At 55.2% G+C, this 18544-nt stretch carries 18 protein-coding genes; 14 read left to right on the top strand and 4 right to left on the bottom strand.

Annotated elements, in window-relative coordinates:
• Positions 1–75 precede the first annotated feature (75 nt).
• From mltG to IXC47_RS14670, 7 genes are all read left to right on the top strand, one after another.
• Positions 76–1065 (top strand): endolytic transglycosylase MltG, encoded by a 990-nt coding sequence (mltG, locus tag IXC47_RS14640; protein ID WP_195876104.1) that lies wholly within the window; start codon positions 76–78, stop codon positions 1063–1065.
• 28 nt (positions 1066–1093) lie between these two features.
• A complete protein-coding gene (gene tmk, locus IXC47_RS14645) occupies positions 1094–1708 on the top strand; it encodes a dTMP kinase (protein ID WP_195876105.1) in 615 nt (204 codons plus the stop codon).
• Entirely contained in the window at positions 1705–2739 is a 1035-nt protein-coding gene (locus IXC47_RS14650; protein WP_195876106.1) for a DNA polymerase III subunit delta', read from the top strand. Before tmk ends, IXC47_RS14650 begins: the two co-directional genes overlap by 4 nt.
• Positions 2740–2749: 10 nt before the next feature.
• On the top strand, positions 2750–3127 hold the full coding sequence (locus tag IXC47_RS14655) for a PilZ domain-containing protein (protein WP_195876107.1): 378 nt from the start codon (positions 2750–2752) through the stop codon (positions 3125–3127).
• 39 nt (positions 3128–3166) lie between these two features.
• Positions 3167–3664 (top strand): GNAT family N-acetyltransferase, encoded by a 498-nt coding sequence (locus IXC47_RS14660; protein ID WP_195876108.1) that lies wholly within the window; start codon positions 3167–3169, stop codon positions 3662–3664.
• Between the two features lie 77 nt (positions 3665–3741).
• Entirely contained in the window at positions 3742–4521 is a 780-nt protein-coding gene (locus tag IXC47_RS14665) for a TatD family hydrolase (protein WP_195876109.1), read from the top strand.
• Positions 4522–4525: 4 nt separating this feature from the next.
• Positions 4526–5224, top strand: coding sequence for an ankyrin repeat domain-containing protein (locus IXC47_RS14670; protein WP_195876110.1), 699 nt, complete (start codon positions 4526–4528; stop codon positions 5222–5224).
• A gap of 15 nt (positions 5225–5239) precedes the next feature.
• Here IXC47_RS14670 and IXC47_RS14675 read toward each other — a convergent pair whose 3' ends face one another.
• The 4 genes from IXC47_RS14675 to moaA all read right to left on the bottom strand — a co-directional run bounded on the left by IXC47_RS14675 (position 5240) and on the right by moaA (position 9488).
• Positions 5240–6094, bottom strand: coding sequence for an HDOD domain-containing protein (locus IXC47_RS14675; protein WP_195876111.1), 855 nt, complete (start codon positions 6092–6094; stop codon positions 5240–5242).
• Positions 6095–6346: 252 nt separating this feature from the next.
• Positions 6347–7666: a molybdopterin molybdotransferase MoeA gene (moeA, locus tag IXC47_RS14680; RefSeq protein ID WP_195876154.1), complete on the bottom strand. Its 1320-nt coding sequence runs from the start codon at positions 7664–7666 to the stop codon at positions 6347–6349.
• 59 nt (positions 7667–7725) lie between these two features.
• A complete protein-coding gene (gene mobA / locus IXC47_RS14685) occupies positions 7726–8322 on the bottom strand; it encodes a molybdenum cofactor guanylyltransferase MobA (RefSeq protein WP_195876112.1) in 597 nt (198 codons plus the stop codon).
• A gap of 53 nt (positions 8323–8375) precedes the next feature.
• Complete coding sequence (gene moaA / locus IXC47_RS14690; protein WP_195876113.1) at positions 8376–9488, bottom strand: GTP 3',8-cyclase MoaA; 1113 nt, start codon at positions 9486–9488, stop codon at positions 8376–8378.
• Positions 9489–9701: 213 nt separating this feature from the next.
• Here moaA and apbC point away from each other — a divergent pair, with 213 nt between their 5' ends.
• The 7 genes from apbC to IXC47_RS14725 all read left to right on the top strand — a co-directional run bounded on the left by apbC (position 9702) and on the right by IXC47_RS14725 (position 18531).
• Complete coding sequence (gene apbC, locus IXC47_RS14695) at positions 9702–10790, top strand: iron-sulfur cluster carrier protein ApbC (protein ID WP_175625773.1); 1089 nt, start codon at positions 9702–9704, stop codon at positions 10788–10790.
• A gap of 473 nt (positions 10791–11263) precedes the next feature.
• On the top strand, positions 11264–11782 hold the full coding sequence (locus tag IXC47_RS14700; protein ID WP_195876114.1) for a DUF3305 domain-containing protein: 519 nt from the start codon (positions 11264–11266) through the stop codon (positions 11780–11782).
• Entirely contained in the window at positions 11772–12386 is a 615-nt protein-coding gene (locus IXC47_RS14705; protein WP_195876115.1) for a DUF3306 domain-containing protein, read from the top strand. The genes IXC47_RS14700 and IXC47_RS14705 overlap by 11 nt, the downstream gene beginning before the upstream one ends.
• Positions 12387–12418: 32 nt before the next feature.
• A complete protein-coding gene (locus tag IXC47_RS14710) occupies positions 12419–14521 on the top strand; it encodes a 4Fe-4S binding protein (protein ID WP_195876116.1) in 2103 nt (700 codons plus the stop codon).
• Positions 14522–14570: 49 nt separating this feature from the next.
• Entirely contained in the window at positions 14571–15191 is a 621-nt protein-coding gene (locus IXC47_RS14715) for a TorD/DmsD family molecular chaperone (RefSeq protein WP_195876117.1), read from the top strand.
• 160 nt (positions 15192–15351) lie between these two features.
• Entirely contained in the window at positions 15352–15552 is a 201-nt protein-coding gene (locus tag IXC47_RS14720; RefSeq protein WP_195876118.1) for a hypothetical protein, read from the top strand.
• A 15-nt stretch (positions 15553–15567) separates the two neighbouring features.
• Positions 15568–18531: a formate dehydrogenase subunit alpha gene (locus IXC47_RS14725; RefSeq protein WP_195876119.1), complete on the top strand. Its 2964-nt coding sequence runs from the start codon at positions 15568–15570 to the stop codon at positions 18529–18531.
• Positions 18532–18544 lie beyond the last annotated feature (13 nt).

Consider the following 18544-nt stretch of genomic DNA (forward strand, 5'->3'; position numbering starts at 1 on the left):
ATTATCATTAGGGTCTGATTATAGTGGCGTGGGAAAAACGCGTCGGATTGTGTTGGATTTCACTGAGACCTTGTTTTGAAAAAATTATTCAGACGCATCATCCTGCTGGGCATCATCCTCGGCGCATCTTTCATGTTTTGGGCCGAACAGCCGATACTCCCGGCTGAACAAACCTCCGGTGTCGAGTTCACCATCGCTGCTGGCAGCGGTCTGAAAAGCAGCATGCAGCAAATTGAAGCGGCCGGTGTGCCTGCCAATCCCTTGCTCATGATTGCGCTGGCGCAGATTACCGGCAACAGCACCAAGTTGAAAGCCGGTACCTATGAATTGAAACCCGGCACCACACCGACCGGCCTGATCAAGCAAATCGTGCGCGGCGAGTTCGTGCAGGAAGCGCTGACCGTCATCGAAGGCTGGAATTTCCGCCAGATGCGCCAGGCGATAGATAAACATCCTGGTCTCAAGCACGACACCGCCGGTTTATCGGACCGCGACCTGATGGCGAAAATTTCGACCGATTTCACAACGCCTGAAGGCTTGTTTTATCCGGACACCTATCTCTTTGCCAAAAATTCCAGCGACCTGCAAATTTACAAACAGGCGCATAGCCTGATGCTCAAGCGCCTGAATGAGGCATGGCTGGCGCGCAGTCAGAATCTGCCGTATGCATCGGCATACGAAGCATTGATCATGGCTTCCATCGTCGAAAAGGAAACCGGTAAGAAATCCGAACGCGACATGATCGCTGGTGTCTTCGTTAATCGCCTGCGTCAGGGCATGCTGCTGCAAACGGACCCGACCGTGATCTATGGCATGGGTGAAGACTTCAAAGGCAATATCCGCAAACGCGATTTGCAGACCGATACCCCGCACAATACGTATACTCGCCTGGGCCTGCCGCCTACGCCTATCGCCTTGCCGGGCGCTGAATCGCTGCATGCAGCGATGAATCCGGCGCAAACCGATGCCTTGTATTTTGTCGCGCGCGGCGATGGCAGCAGCCAGTTTTCGGCGACACTGGATGAGCACAACAACGCGGTCAACAAATACCAGCGTGGCAGATAATAATCATATTCATATAGACGGTTCGCTTATGACGACAGGGAAATTCATCACATTTGAAGGCATAGACGGGGCCGGCAAGTCCACCCACTTGTCCTTCGTCGCCGAGCTGTTGCGCGCGCATAAAAAGACAGTTGTTGTCACGCGTGAACCGGGTGGCACCAGCCTGGGCGAGCAGCTGCGCGAAATCCTGTTGCATGAAAAAATGCATCTGGAAACTGAAGCGCTGCTGATGTTTGCCGCACGCCGTGAACACATCGCGCAAGTGATCGCACCGGCGCTGGAACGCGGTGACTGGGTGATCTCGGATCGTTTTACCGATGCCACTTTTGCCTATCAGGGCGGTGGTCGCAAGCTGGAGCGCGCCAAGCTGGAAGCGCTGGAGCAATGGGTGCATCCACATTTGCAACCTGATCTGACCCTGCTGTTCGATGTGCCGCTGGAAGTTGCCCGTGCGCGCCTGGATGCGACCCGTACGCTGGATAAATTCGAACAGGAAAAAGCGGACTTCTTCGCCGCCACGCGCGCTGAATACCTGCGCCGCGCCAGCGAATTCCCGCAACGCTTTCACGTCATCGATTCGACCCAGGCCATTTCGACTATTCAGGAACAGTTGCGTGCCATCGTAGCGGGGATAGACGCTTGAGTACGACGCTCTATCCGTGGCAGCAGGCATCGTGGCAGCAATTGCAACAGCTGCGTGAGCGCCTGCCGCATGCCATCCTGTTTCATGGTGCTGAAGGCATAGGCAAGACGGCTTTTGCCGAAGCCTTTGCGCAATCCCTGCTGTGCGAAACGCCAGGCCCCGATGGCCATGCCTGTGGCAGCTGTGACGCTTGCGGCTGGTTTGTGCAATACAGTCATCCTGATTATCGTCGTGTACGTCCTGAAATCCTCGATGACGGTGATGCCGCCGAGGGTGAGGATGGCGAAGCGGCAGACACGAAAAAAGCCAAGACGACCAAAGCACCATCCAAGGAAATCAAGATCGACCAGATTCGTGCGCTGGGCGACTTCATGAACATTTCCACCCATCGCTCCGGCATGCGTGTGATCGTGCTGTATCCGGCAGAGGTACTGAATACGGCCGCTGCCAACTCCCTGCTGAAAATGCTGGAAGAGCCGCCGCCGCAAACCATGTTCCTGCTGGTCAGCAATAGCCTGGATCGTTTGCTGCCGACCATCCTGTCGCGTTGTCGTAAATTCGCGCTGGCGATGCCGGGGCATGATGCAGCCTTGCAATGGCTGAAATCGCAGCAAGTCAGCGATGCCGATGGCTGGCTGGCCGAGCAGGGCGGTGCACCGCTGGCTGCATTTGAAGCGTCGCAAGCCGGTACCCGCGAAACCATGGATGACTTCCTGCGGCAACTGGCGCAGCCGGGCGTAGATAACGCGTTGAAGGCGGCCGACCGCTTGCAAAAGACGCCGGTGCCGGATTTAGTCGCGTGGTTGCAACGCTGGTTGTATGACGTGCTTTCCGTCAAACTTTCCGGCACAATCCGTTACTACCCGCGCTACAAAAAAGAGCTGGGTGCATTGGCATCAAGAGTCGAGACCGCAGCCTTGCTGCAGGAGATCAAGGCAGTCAATGACAGGCGGGCAATCGCCGAGCATCCATTGGCGCCCAAGCTCTTTATCGAAGACATGTTGCTGGAATATTCGACGATTTTCTCCTGAAAGGTTAGAGATGGCAGATAACTCGCTGGCTACAGGCAGCCCGGTCGTTGGCAGGCCGTCGGTGCTGTCCTTGCCGATCAAGGAAAAATCCGCGCTGTACGCGGCGTATATTCCATTCCTGACCAATGGCGGCATCTTCGTGCCATCGACCAAGTCCTACAAGATAGGCGATGAAATCTATCTGATCCTGACCCTGCTGGATGACCCGACCAAATATCCTATCGCGGGCAAGATCGCCTGGATCACCCCGGCGGGCGCGAATAACAACAAGGCGCAAGGCATAGGCGTACAGTTCTCGGCTGACGAAAGCGGCCAGCGCATCAAGCAGCGCATAGAAGAATTGCTGGGCGCTGCACTCGGTTCTTCGCGCGCCACGCATACGCTGTAATTCACACACTCTCATTTGCAGGAGCAAGGTTTCCACTCTATGTCGTTGCCGTATCGCCTTGCCACCCTCGATGATTTGCCTGCCATCGTCGCCATCTACAACAGCACCATTCCATCGCGTCAGGTGACAGCTGATATCGAACCGGTCACGGTCGCATCACGCCAGGCCTGGTTTCTTGAGCACACACCGGAGCAACGTCCGATATGGGTAGTGGAAGAGCAGGGGCGTATTCTCGGCTGGCTGTCCTATTCCAATTTCCACGCACGTGCTGCTTATGCGGCGACGGTCGAGCTTTCCATCTATCTGCACGAAGATGCGCGCGGTCAGGGGCTGGGCGCTTATCTGCTGCAGGAAGCGATGGCGCATGCGCCCAAGCTGGGCATACATACGCTGGTCGGGCTGATTTTTGGACATAACCTGCCCAGCCTTAAATTGTTTGAGCGTCATGGCTTTGAGCGTTGGGCCAATATGCCGCGCGTGGCCACGCTGGATGGCGTCGAACGTGATCTGGTGATAGTCGGCAAACGGGTCGCCTGATCCTGCTGCCCGGCAGCAAGTTTTCGCCGCAGTACGTGTGGATGCAGTAAAGCCGCTGTACGCGTACAATTCGGCCTATGTTTATCGATTCCCACTGCCACATTAATTTCCCCGAACTCGCTGCGCGCATGCCTGAAATCCTCGGCAAGATGGCCGAGAATAAAGTCAGCCATGCACTCTGCGTGTCGGTCGACCTGCCTGATTTTCCCAGCGTGCTGGAACTGGCGGAACGCTATCCGCACATCTACGCTTCGGTAGGAGTACATCCTGATTACGAAGATACGCCTGAGCCGTCGGTCGAAGACCTGATCCGCTTGTCAGAGCATCCAAAGATTGTCGCCATCGGCGAAACCGGTCTCGATTACTACCGCCTCGAAGGCGACCTCGAATGGCAGCGTGAACGTTTCCGCCGGCATATCCGTGCCTCGCGTGCGACCGGCAAGCCGCTGATCATCCATACCCGCGCCGCCTCGGAAGACACCATACGTATCATGCGCGAAGAGGGTGCAGGTACTGATGCTGGTGGTGCGGCTGGCGTCATGCATTGCTTTACCGAATCGCTGGAAGTCGCACGTGCTGCGATGGAGATGGGTTTTTATATTTCCTTTTCGGGCATCGTCACTTTCAAAAGCGCGAAAGATTTGCAGGCCGTCGCACGTGAAGTGCCGCTCGAGCAAATGCTGATCGAAACCGACTCGCCCTATCTGGCACCGGTGCCATTCCGCGGCAAGGTGAATGAGCCTGGTCTGGTACGCCATGTTGGTGAATACCTGGCGACGCTGAAAGGCGTGCCGCTGGAACAGCTGGCGCAACAGACCAGCGATAATTTCTTCAATCTCTTCAAGATCGCACGTTAATCCTATGCCGGATATCAGAATGCAGGCCGCTGAATTTTTACCTATGCGCAGGCTGACGCTGGCGGTATTGCTGAGTGCGGCTGCCTGGTCCTTGTGTCCACCACTGGCGCGTGCTGGTGCGTATGAAGATTACTTCCGTGCGGTGTCACTGGATGATGCGCAAACGGTAACGGCTCTGCTAAAACGCGGCTTTGATCCGAATACGATAGAAGGCACACGTGGCGATAGCGGTTTGATCCTCGCGATGCGAGAAGGCTCGATGAAGGTATTCCCGGTGCTGCTGAATGCGCGTGGCATAGACCTCGAACAACAGGCGCGCAATGGTGATACTGCCTTAATGATCGCTGCCTTTAAGGCGAATATGCCCGCAGTGCAGGCCTTGCTGGCGAAGGGTGCCGCCGTGAATAAAAGCGGTTGGTCGGCGCTGCATTATGCGGCTGCTTCCGGCGATAGCGAAATTGTGAAAGTGCTGGTCAAGCAGGGTGCTGAACTGGATGCGCGCTCACCGAACAACACGACGCCCATGATGATGGCAGCGCGTGGCGGCTTTATCTATTCGGTGAAGGTCTTGTCGGATGCCGGTGCGGATGCCAGCCTGAAGAATGATGTCGGCATGAGCGCGATTGATTTCGCACGTGAGAATGGCAGCAACGATATCGTTGAGGGACTGACTTATCGTTTGAAAAAGGCTGGCAAGCTCTAATTCTCAGTGATCACTTCAGGACATGAGGGGGCTGGAAAAACGCGCCTTCAGGTCGACACAAATCTGTTCCACTTCTTCGTCCGATAAATTCAGGATTTCACGCGCCTGATGGCCGCCTTCCTTCCACTCGACCGAGCTCGCATGGCGGTGCTCCTGTATCGCTTTATCCACCAGATAAAAAACGGCTATCAGTTGCCTCAGCTTTTCTGAAAAGCTGAGGTCGTTGAGGATGCTGTGCGTATGGTGTTTCTTGATGGCGAGTACGACGATGGGATCCACACTCCAGTGCTCGGCCAGCATGCCGCCGACGATCGCATGGTTGATGCGATGGCACTGGTTTTCCAGTTCGATGAAACCACTGGCTTCCATTTTGTTGGCTGCATTCAGCGTCTCGGCGTAGTTTGGAAACGAAGCCATCATCAGCGGTATGCCGATATCGGAAAACAGGCCAAAGTTATACGCCAGTTCCGGCGTGCTGACGCGGGTCAGCTTGGCGACATACATCATGCCCCAGGAACGCTTTTCTGACACATCCCAGAAGCGCGGCATCATCATCTTGCCGTGCGATAGCGTGCGTCGCATCATCAGGCTGGTCATCAATGCATTGCAGTTGTTCAGGCCGATCAGCGTGAGCGCATCTTCGACGGTTTCTATATGACGTCCCAGATTGAACATGGCCGAGTTCGCGATCGCCAGCAGATTGCCGGAGATGGCAACGTCGCGATTGATCAGGCGCGAGATTTTTTTGAGATGCGGTTCTTCCTTGTTCATCTCGTGCTGCACGGCGATCAGCAGGGCCGGGCGCGGCGGGATGTTAACCGGACGGGCGAGTTCAGTCGTCGAAGCAGATGTTCCAGATGATTTATCCACGACTCCCCCTTCCTGACCTGGCTAAGCTGCGCGGCTTTTGGTTCTCGCTTTTGTTTTTTATTAAGGCGAACGCGCAAAGTGATTACTTATATGCAAGACAGGATAGACGAAATGTTCCCATTTGCATCATTTCTTGTAAGCAAAATGACACATGTTTACATTCGTTTTGATGAATATAGGGAAATACTGCGATAAACATTTCCATGTGGAAATATTTAGTGCCCCGCGCAGAGATACGCGGGGCGGAAGAGATTAAATCAAGCCTTCAAACAGGATGACATTGACCAGGTCACCCGCTTTGACTTCGGCACGATCATGTTCCAGTACCACCATGCAGTTGGCTTCCGACATCGAGCGCAAAACGCCCGAGCCTTGCGAGCCGGTGATACGCACTTCCTGTATGCCGTCGCTATTGAGGCTGAGGATGCCGCGCTGATATTCAGTACGGCCCGGACGTTTGCGGATCGCTGCCTTGGATACCACGCGCAACATAGGCGGTGCTTCCACTGCCGATGCGCCTGCCATGTGCAACAAGGCCTGACGTGCCAGGAAGTAGAAGGTCACCATGACGGCAACCGGATTGCCCGGCAGGCCGAACAGATAAGCTTCCTTGCCGTGCGACTGGATCTTGCCGAAAGCCATCGGGCGCCCCGGACGCATACCTATTTTCCAGAAGGTGACATCGCCCAGCTCGGCCATCATTTGTTTGGTGTAATCAGCGGCACCGACCGAGACACCGCCCGAGGTGATGATGGCATCGGCGTTTTCGCATGCGGTACGGAAGGCAGCTTCGAGTGCAGCCGGATCATCCTTGATCACGCCCATGTCGACGATGTCGCAGCCGAGGCGGGTCAGCATGCCGTGCAAGGTGTAGCGATTGCTGTCGTAGACACAGCCTTCGTCCAGTGTTTCGCCGATGGAGCGCAATTCATCACCGGTCGAGAAGAAGGCTACGCGCAAGCGACGTTGTACCGGGACTTCGCCGATGCCGAGTGAAGCCAGCAAGCCGAGGTCAGCCGGGCGCAGGATGCGGCCTTTTTGCAGGGCAGGTGTGCCGATGGCGAGGTCTTCACCTTTGAGGCGACGGTTGTCACCAGTACGTACCACACCTGCGGGTATGGTCACGCCTTGTTCACTTTCGTCACGCGTAAATTCCTGCGGGATGACGGTATCGCATTCAAGCGGCATCACGGCGCCGGTCATGATGCGTACGCATTCACCGCTGGCGACGCTGCCTTCATAGGCGCGACCGGCATAGGCGGTGCCGACTATCTTGAGCGGCAGGTCCTGTTCCTTCTGCAGGTCGCTGCCACGGAAGGCATAGCCATCCATCGCCGAGTTGTCATGCGAAGGTACGTTGATAGGGGAGACGATATCTGCTGCCAGCACGCGGTCGAGCGCGCTGCGTATCGCGACTTTTTCTACCGCATTGATAGGCTGGATGAACTGGCGAATGATGGTTTGTGCATCCGGTACCGGCAAGGCATCGGGATCGTAATCCGACAGGCAACTGATGACATTCGACAGTGTCGTACGCGTGGTTTCGGATTCTGCTGGAGTGTCGTTCGGCATGAGTTCGTCTAGATCATTAAGTGCGGCATCGCGCAGGATGTGTGAATAGCGCAGATTCATTATGCGGTGGTCTCGTATTTACGCAAGTCGTCGAGCGTATTGATATTGCGGAAGGCATCTTCATCATCGAAGTGGACTTCGGCCACCGCCAGCGACGAATACCATTTGTCGAATTTGCGACCGCCTTCCTGCAGGTACAGCGTCAGGTGCGGTAGCAGCGATGCCTTGACCAGGCAGAAGACCGGATGCGCCTGCTTGGTGTCGCCCTCGCCAGTGACGGCTACTGCAATGTCCGCATTGTTTTGTTTCAGGCCATCCGCCAGTCGCTCGACCAGATCCTTGGGCAGGAAAGGGGAGTCGCACGGCGAAGTGACCAGATAATCGGTTTCGCAATGGATCAGTCCGGTTTGCAAGCCAGCCAGTGGCCCGGCAAAACCTTGCATTTCATCCTGCCAGACGGGTACGCCGAACGCTTCGTAGGGCGCGATGTTTTGATTGGCATTGATCATGATGTAGCCGACCTGTGGTGACAGGCGCATCAGCACATGCAGGGCCATGGGTGCATCACGGAACAGCTGCAAACCTTTGTCGACGGTGCCCATGCGGGTACCGCGTCCGCCTGCCAGTATGAGTCCGGTAATTTGACTGCTATCCATTTTCTTGTCTTGATCCGATATCAGTTGTGTGGGGTGTGCTGAAGCTGGCTGACTTAGCCGCCGATGTAAGACATCTCTACCTTGCGCTCGGATTGCAAGCCATCGGTATTGGCAGTACGCAATTCGGAATAGCGATCAGTACGCGCGCGCCAGATGTGCGCGATCGCGGTGGAGATTTCTTCATCGGTATTGCCGCCGCGCATCAGCGCACGCAGGTCGTGACCGCCGGTGGCGAACAGGCAGGTGTAGAGCTTGCCTTCAGTTGACAGGCGTGCACGGCTGCAATCGCTGCAGAAGGCTTGCGTGACACTGGAGATGGCACCGATCTCGCCGCCGCCATCAACATAGCGCCAGCGTCCTGCGGTTTCGCTGACGTAGTTGGGCGCAATTGCTTCGAGCGGCATTTCGGCACTGATGCGACGTATCACTTCCGACGAAGGGATGACTTCATCCATCTTCCAGCCATTGGAAGCGCCGACGTCCATGTATTCGATGAAGCGCAGGATGTACGGGCTGCCTTTGAAGTGGCGTGCCATCGGTACGATTTCCTGATCGTTCATGCCGCCTTTGACGACCATATTGACCTTGATTGGGCCGAGGCCGACGCGATGTGCTGCTTCTATGCCTTCCAGCACATCGGAGACGGCGAAGTCGACATCATTCATTTGCTTGAAGACTTTATCGTCCAGCGCATCCAGCGAAACCGTCACACGTTTGAGTCCGGCATCTTTCAATGCCTGTGCCTTGCGTGCCAGCAGCGAACCGTTGGTGGTCAGCGTCAGGTCGAGTTCACGGCCATCCGGTGTGCGCAGTGCGCTTAGCATGGCGATCAGTTTTTCCACATTCTTGCGCAGCAGCGGTTCGCCACCGGTCAGGCGAATTTTCTCCACGCCATGGGCGACGAACAGGGAGGTGATGCGGGTGATTTCTTCAAACGAAAGCAAAGAGCTTTGCGGCAGGAAGGCGTAATCCTTGTCGAAGACTTCCTTGGGCATGCAATAAACGCAACGGAAATTGCAGCGATCCGTGATCGAGATGCGCAAGTCCTGCAATGGACGCGCACGGGTATCCGCCAGCAAGCCCGTCGGTGCTTCAAGGCGTGCAGGTATGACCGGTATCTTGTTCTGATAGCGGAGGTCTGCGAGCGGAATGATTTTTTCAGTCATGGGGAAAGTCTTCTAAGTACGCCATTGTAAGTCGTACAGCTAGGGCGTGTCGAATCGGTATCGACTGTACTTACTGCTTCATATCGCATTATTTGGCGGCGGAATCGGCTTTTCTCAAGGCGGGAAGTGAAAATATGACCATGCCGGGCGGCAAGTCCGCAGCGTAGGACGGGCAATTAGTTTAGACTTGCGCTATAAAATTCAGGAGAACCAATGAGTATTACGATAGATGCAGTAAAAGCAGCGTTGACCGGTGTTATCGACCCGAATACGGGCAAGGATCTGGTCAGCAGCCGTTCCGCAAAAAATATCCAGATCAATGGCGATAACGTCATTTTTGACGTGGAATTGGGTTATCCGGCAAAAAGCCAGATCGATGGCATCCGCAAATCAGCGATTGCTGCGGTGCGCACCATCGAAGGCATAGGCGCGGTCACTGCCAATGTGCACTCGAAAATCGTCGCCCACTCCGCACAACGCGGTGTGAAGCTGATGGCCAATGTCAAAAACATCATTGCTGTCGCGTCCGGCAAGGGCGGCGTCGGCAAATCCACCACTTCCGTCAACCTGGCGCTGGCGCTGGCCGCCGAAGGTGCGCAGGTCGGTATTCTCGATGCAGATATTTATGGCCCATCGCAACCGATGATGATGGGCATCTCCGGCCGCCCTGAAACCATGGACGGCAAAACCATGGAGCCGATGGAGAACTACGGTTTGCAGGTGTCGAGTATCGGTTTCATGATCGATCCGGACGAACCTATGGTCTGGCGCGGTCCTATCGTGACGCAAGCCTTGTCGCAATTGCTGGAACAAACCAACTGGCGCGACCTGGATTACCTCATCGTTGATATGCCGCCAGGTACCGGTGACATCCAGCTGACCATGTCGCAAAAAGTACCGGTTACCGGCGCCGTCATCGTGACCACACCGCAAGACATCGCCTTGCTGGATGCGCGCAAGGGTTTGAAGATGTTTGAAAAAGTCGGTATTCCGATTCTGGGTATCGTCGAAAACATGAGCACACATATCTGCTCGAACTGCGGCCACGCTGAAGCGATCTTCGGTGAGGGCGGTGGTGAAAAAATGTGCGGCGAATACGGTGTTGATTTCCTCGGCGCCTTGCCATTGACGATGTCGATACGTCAGCAGGCCGATTCCGGCAAGCCGACCGTGGTCGCAGATCCGGATGGTCCTATCGCTGTTATCTACAAACAGATCGCACGAAAAATCGCGATCAAGGTGGCAGAAAAAGCGAAGGATATGTCGTCCAAGTTCCCAACGATCGTCGTCAAAAACGATTAATTTTTCTCTCCGCTTCACTTGATACCTGCATAGTTTGCAGGTATGGTTGCTTCGAAGTTATTTTCTCTGGTGTGGATACTTAGAACTCATTTCACAAATATCCGCGAGTGCGAACGCGGCTATTTGGGAGGTAGTGCAAGGCGTGTCGCGCCGCCAAGGGTGGTCCCTTGGCAAGCGGCGCAACGCAGCAATACGCCCAAATAGCCCGTTCCCTCCGGGTTCTTACCAAAAGCGGCGCTGGCCGCGTTGTGCTCCTTGCGCATAGCCCGCTATGCGACGCGTCGCACGCCTTGCCAGCACCGCTTTTGCTAAGAACGCATCTCACGGATATTTATGAAATGAGTTCTAGGTGTCCACACAAGTTTACTCATCGTTCCAATCCGCGATAGCAGTTCTGATCCGGTTTGCAATTTCGGCGCACAATATACCGTGTGCCCCTATCCGAACAGGCAAGCTTGCCGTCATGAGGAAACATGGAGACTGAAGCAATCAGCGTTGGTGTCATCATGCAACGCACACCACTTGCCAATCGCTGGCAACCGTTTCAATGGCTACCCATTGAAATTGTCGGCGCTATTGTTTCCCACGACCACGGCCCAAGCTGCCTGCGCAATGATCCCGACGATATGCGCTGGTTGTTCAGCGGCATACAGGTCAATCTCTCCAGTAGCGAAGCTGAAGGTTACTTCCTGAACATCAGTGCGCCTGCGCCTTGCTGGTTCATCATGTGGCGCATCGAAGAATGCGATGGCGTTGAACTGGCGGTTCCGAAGTCGGTAACGCTTTCCTATAATGAAGCAGCACGCCTGATGGATGGTGGCGAGCGTGTCGATACGCTGCCCGCGTCGCCGGAAGTGATAGAGCTCCTGACGAGTTTTACCGGCGAGTATTACCATCCAGAACCGAAACGCAAACACAAAAAACCTTCGTTTGAGGGTGGTGAGGGCGTAGACAAGATGGCGCGTGCGGAAGGTGACGCAAATGGCCGCTGAAGAATTTTTTGCGCGTTGGGCGAAGAAGAACGCCGAGTCCGCCAAGGCGAGCGAAAGCTTGCCGGATACCGATGCTGGCGCGCTTGTGCCGGAGAGCGCAGCGTCGCCAGATGCCGCACAGGAACCGCAAACGCTGCCGACCATGGATGACGTCGCCAAGCTCACGCACGACTCGGATTACTCTGGCTTCATGGCGCAGGGCGTAGACGAATCGGTCAAGCGTTCAGCCATGAAGAAACTATTCACCGATCCGCATTTCAACATCATGGATGGGCTGGATGTCTACATCGAAGACTTCAATAAATTTGAGCCGATGACGCCAGCCTTTATCGCGGGTCTGAGTCACGCAAAGGGTTTGATGGATCCATTGGCGCAATTGAAGTCGCCGTTGATGAAGTTACTGGATATGCCGCAGGATGAGGCCAAGGCTGAAACTGAGCAGCCCGTTGCCGAAGCCATCGAACAGACAGATGTTCAGAACGCAGCAGATGAAGAAGTGCAAGACCAGTCGTCCGAAGAGGCGGCTGAAAGCAGCGATACAAAAATAAAGACAACAAATACAAACAGGGAGCCCAACGTGTCTTCGCACGTTGATGAAACTTAAATCGTAGTCCCAGCCAGCATAGAAGCCAGCCAATGACCACAGAATTCAAAGTATGTAACTGCAATCGCACGATGCCGCTGGATGCACAGGCGGGTGCGCAGATGGCGCAAGCACTCGGTGCCGATGCGCCGTTGACCATGCATAGCGAGTTATGCAGGCGTGAAGTGACCTCTTATATGCAGGCACTCGACGGCGTTGATGATGTCGTGGTTGCCTGTACCCAGGAACGCAGTCTGTTTGGTGAAATCGCGCAGCAAAAAAATTCCGTCGCACCACTACGATTCGTCAACATCCGCGAGACTGGCGGCTGGGGCGCACAAGCTAAAAATTCTGTGCCTAAAATGGCGGCCTTGCTGGCCGCTGCAGCGTTGCCAGATCCTGACCCGGTTCCGACCGTGGACTATCAATCCGGCGGTCACGCATTGCTGATCGGCCCGGCAGATCGCGTCTTGCCATGGGCGACGCGCCTGGGTGAGCAACTGGATGTCAGCGTATTGTTGACCGCCAGCGAGACGGGGGAAATGCTGCAAGAGCATAGCTTCCCGGTTTTCTCCGGCAATCGTATTGCGATCAATGGCTGGCTCGGTGCATTCACGGTGCAATGGCAGCAGGCCAATCCTATCGACCTGGAAGCGTGCACCCGCTGCAATGCCTGCGTCGATGTCTGTCCGGAAAACGCGATCGACCTGACTTACCAAATCGATCTGAGCAAATGCAAATCACATCGCGATTGCGTCAAGGCTTGCGGCACCATAGGCGCGATAGATTTCTCGCGTAGCGCGGCGCAACGCAGTGCGGAATTTGATTTGATTTTTGATCTGTCGGACACGCCGGTCCTGACCCTGCATCAGCCACCGCAAGGTTATTTCGCGCCGGGTAGCGACACGCAACAGCAGATGACGGATTCCTTGCGCATCACGCAAATGGTCGGTGAATTCAGCAAGCCTAAATTCTTCCTCTACAAAGAGAAATTATGTGCGCATGGTCGTAACGGTAAGGTCGGCTGTACTGCGTGTATCGATGTGTGCTCGGCGGAAGCGGTCAGCCATAACGGCGACCAGATTAAGGTCACGCCTAATCTGTGTGTTGGTTGCGGAGCGTGTACAACGGTATGTCCATCCGGGGCGCTGGCGTATGCCTATCCGCGCATTGCCGACACCGGCACCAGGCTGAAGACTATGCTGACGACGTATGTCAAGGCCGGTGGTACGCAACCTGCATTGCTGATCCATAACCAAGAGCAGGGCGCCGGGCTGGTTAATCAGTTGGGGCGTCTCGCCAAAGCGAATGGCAAGCTCAAGGGTTTGCCGGCCAATGTGATTCCGCTCGAGCTGCATCACATCGCTTCAGTCGGCATCGATTTCTGGCTGACGGCGGTTGCTTACGGCACTACTCATATCTCCATCCTTGTGACGCAGCAGGATGCACCGCAATACGTCGCGGCATTGAATGCGCAGATAGACATCGCGCAAACCATATTGAGCGGTCTCGGTTATACCGGTGTGCACCTGTCGCTGATACAGGCGCATACGCCAGCGCAGCTGGATACCGGCCTGTCCACCATGCAGGCGGCACAAGTGCCACAACAGCGTGCCTTGTTCAATATCGCTGCGGATAAGCGCAGCGCGCTGGAACTGGCGATCGATCATCTGAAAAAACATGCGCCGCAGCAGGTTGAGCAAATCGCTCTGCCAGCTGGTGCACCTTTTGGTCTGGTGACCGTCAATAAGCAAAGCTGCACTTTGTGCATGTCTTGTGTCGGTGCTTGTCCGGAATCTGCGCTGACCGATAACGCCAATCTGCCGCAGCTGCGCTTCATAGAAAAGAATTGCGTGCAATGCGGCCTGTGTGAAAAAACCTGTCCGGAAAATGCGATCAGCCTGACGCCGCGCCTGTCGTTGACGGAGGCGGTGAAGCAGCCGGTCGTATTGAATGAGGCGCAACCTTTCCACTGCATCAGTTGCAACAAGCCTTTTGGTACGGCGCAGATGATAGAAAACATGGTCAGCAAGCTGTCTTTGCACGGCGCGTTTGCAGGCAACGTAGACCGACTCAAGATGTGTCCTGATTGCCGTGTGGTTGACATGATGGCGAACAAGCACGAAGCGGTCATCACCGATTTGAAGAGACGGTGAGTGCGATGACCCGTCATTCTTTTGAACAATTCATTTACCCAGGAATGCCATGACGACTGCCCAGGCTATCAAATTCGAATCCCAGGATCAGGGCGAAGAAACCGCGCGTGCCGATATCTACGGCTTGCTGGCGACGCTCTTGTATGCGCCGCCATCGCAGACTTTGCTGGATACGATAGCTGCCGCGCCAGTGCAGGGCGATAGCGGGCTGGAGCTGACATGGGCTGAGCTGGTTGCAGTCTGCAAAAGCGCGCAGCAGGAAGCAGTGCGTGAAGAGTACGAACAACTGTTTATCGGCGTCGGCAAGCCAGAAGTGATGCTGTATGGCTCCTACTACCTGTCCGGCTTCTTAATGGAAAAACCGCTGGCGGAGCTGCGTACCGATCTGATGCAACTGGGTTTGCAGCGCTCGGATGATGTGGTCGAAAGCGAAGATCATCTGGCGACCTTGTGCGAAGTCATGCGCTATCTGATTGCATCCGATGACGTGGTGAATGCCAACCTGATCACGCAAAAGAAATTTTTCAGCGACCACATGCAAGCCTGGGTTGTTGAATGTTGCAATGCAATAGAGGCTAGCCCTAATGCGCGCTTTTATAAGCCAGTAGCGCGTCTGGCGCGGCAATTCTTTGAAGTGGAAATGCAGGCTTTTGATATGAGCCTGGATTGACGCGCGTAAAGATTCTGAATAACAGGCTTTAACGGAAATTTAATTTCCATTTCCATTGTTTTATGGATGCAAGTTGCCAAAATGTATGCTAAGTTCTTATTCAGTTGTTATAGGAATTAAAAAGCATATTACGTCCTGACTCAATTTACAGGAGACGATCATGTCTGAGCAGTCCAAAACTCCCCGCCGTAATTTCCTCGCAGGTATAGGTGTGGTGGCCGCTGGTGGCGTTGCCGCCAAATTGGCTCCCGAGTCAGTCACCACTGCAGTTTCCAATGTATTTACTACACAAGATCCTGATGGCAAGAGCTATCGGCTGACTGAACACGTCAAAAAATACTACCGCAGCACCACAATTTAAATACGGGGTGACAACATGCTGTTAACTCGCAAAAGCAACGCTGTAGAGCGTTCGTCTGCACGTTTCTCATCCAGCCTGGCCGACAGTTTGTCGCGTGCGCTGCCGACCATGGATAGACGTGGTTTCCTCAAACGTTCGGGTATCGGTATCGGCGCAGGTATCGCTGCCGCGCAACTGGGCCTGATCCAGAAAGCCAAGGCGGCTGATGGTGCCAAAGGTGGCGATGGCAAGAAGATAGAAGTCAAACGCACTGTTTGTACCCATTGCTCGGTGGGCTGTGCCTCCGATGCGATCGTGGAAAACGGTGTGTGGGTGCGCCAGGAGCCAGTGTTCGATTCGCCTATCAACCTCGGCGCGCACTGCGCGAAAGGTGCGGCGCTGCGTGAACATGGCCACGGTGAATACCGTTTGAAGTATCCGATGAAGCTGGTCAACGGCAAGTACCAGCGCATGAGCTGGGACCAGGCATTGAATGAAATCTCGGCCAAGATGCTGGAGATCCGCAAAGCCAGCGGCCCGGATTCGGTTTACTTCGTAGGCTCGTCCAAGCACAACAACGAACAGGCTGCGCTGATGCGCAAATTCGTTTCCTTCTTCGGCACCAATAATACCGATCACCAGGCGCGTATCTGTCACTCGACCACGGTTGCTGGCGTTGCCAACACCTGGGGTTATGGCGCGATGACGAACAGCTATAACGACATGCAGAACTCCAAGGCTGCGTTATACATCGGTTCCAACGCTGCCGAAGCGCATCCGGTATCCATGCTGCACATGCTGCATGCGAAAGAAACCGGTACCAAGATGATCGTCGTCGATCCGCGCTACACACGTACTGCGGCCAAAGCAGACCAATACATCCGTATCCGTTCCGGCTCCGACATCCCATTCCTGTGGGGCGTGCTGTATCACATCTTCAAAAACGGCTGGGAAGACAAGAAGTACATCAATGACCGCGTCTACGGTATGGACAAGGCCAGGGAAGAAGTCATGAAATGGACGCCGGAAAAAGTCGAAGAGGCTTGCGGCGTACCTGAAGCGGAAGTGTATAAAGCCGCTGAAACCATGGCCATGAATCGTCCTTCGACCATCGTCTGGTGTATGGGGCAGACCCAGCACAGTATCGGTAATGCGATGGTGCGCGCCTCCTGCATCCTGCAACTGGCTTTGGGCAACGTCGGCAAATCCGGCGGCGGCACCAACATCTTCCGCGGCCACGATAACGTGCAAGGCGCGACCGACGTCGGTCCTAATCCTGATTCGCTGCCGGGCTACTACGGCCTGGCAACCGGCTCGTGGAAGCACTGGTGTGCAGTGTGGGGCGTCGATTACGAATGGGTCAAGAAACAATACGTCTCGCAAGAGATGATGGAAAAATCCGGCACCACCGTATCGCGCTGGGTCGATGCCGTACTCGAAAAGAGTGAGAACCTGGATCAGGACAATAGCGTGAAAGCAATGCTGTTCTGGGGCCATGCTCCTAACTCGCAAACGCGTGGCCTGGACATGAAAAAGGCATTCGACAAACTCGACCTGCTGGTCGTGATCGATCCTTATCCGTCGGCGACCGCTGCAATGGCGGCGATGAAAGTCGATGGCCAGGAATTGAATCCGAATCGTGCTGTGTACCTGCTGCCCGCGGCGACGCAGTTTGAAACATCAGGTTCGGTGACTGCATCCAACCGTTCTATCCAGTGGCGCGAAAAAGTGATCGAGCCGCTGTTTGAATCGCGTACCGATCACATGATCATGTATCAGCTGGCGGAAAAACTCGGCTTCGGCAAAGAGCTGGTCGCCAAGATCAAACTGGTACCTGGCAAGGGCGGCATGATGGAGCCGGAACCGGAAGCCATGCTGGAAGAAATCAATCGCGGCACCTGGACCATCGGCTACACCGGTCAATCACCGACGCGCCTGAAAGCGCACATGCGCAATATGCATCTGTTTGATGTGAAGACCTTGCGCTGCAAATCAGGCAAGGATGCGGCGACCGGCTACGACATGTCGGGCGATTATTTCGGCTTGCCATGGCCATGCTACGGCACACCGGAGCTCAAACATCCGGGTTCGCCGAACCTGTACGACACCTCGAAGGCAATGATGGATGGCGGCGGTAACTTCCGTGCCAACTTCGGCGTCGAGCGTGACGGCGTCAGCCTGCTGGCGGAAGACGGTTCGCATTCGCTGGGTGCTGACATTACGACGGGCTATCCGGAGTTCGATCACATTCTGCTGAAGAAACTCGGCTGGTGGGACGATCTGACCGAAGCAGAGAAAAAAGCGGCGGAAGGCAAGAACTGGAAAACCGATCTGTCCGGCGGTATCCAGCGTGTCACGATGAAAGTGCACGGCGTGCATCCATGGGGTAACGCCAAGGCGCGTGCCGTGGTCTGGAACTTCCCGGATCCGGTGCCTCTGCATCGCGAACCTATCTATGGCACACGTCCTGATCTGGTTGCGAAGTATCCGACGCATGACGACAAGAAAGCATTCTGGCGCATGCCGACCCTGTACAAAACGCTGCAGGACAAAAACGTCGAGGCCAAGCTGTACGAGAAATTCCCGATCATCCTCACTTCGGGACGTCTGGTTGAGTACGAGGGTGGTGGTGAAGAAACCCGTTCGAATCCTTGGCTGGCCGAGCTGCAGCAAGAGAACTTCGTCGAGATCAATCCTAAGGCAGCGGAGGCCAGGGGCATACGCAATAACGAGTATGTCATTGTCTCCACACCGACTGGTGCGCGCATCAAGGTCAAGGCTTTGGTGACGGTGCGGGTGGCAGAAGACACAGCCTTTATTCCGTTCCACTTCTCCGGCTGGTGGCAGGGCAAGGACATGCTCGATTCCTATCCGGAAGGAGCGCATCCTATCGTGCGTGGTGAAGCGGTGAATACGGCGACCACCTATGGTTATGACTCGGTGACCATGATGCAGGAAACCAAGACCACCATTTGTAATATTGAAAAAGCGACTGCATAGCCGCGCTATCTGG

Origin of the sequence: Herminiimonas contaminans, assembly GCF_015645465.1 — a bacterium.
GTDB classification, from domain to species: Bacteria; Pseudomonadota; Gammaproteobacteria; order Burkholderiales; family Burkholderiaceae_D; genus Oxalicibacterium; species Oxalicibacterium contaminans.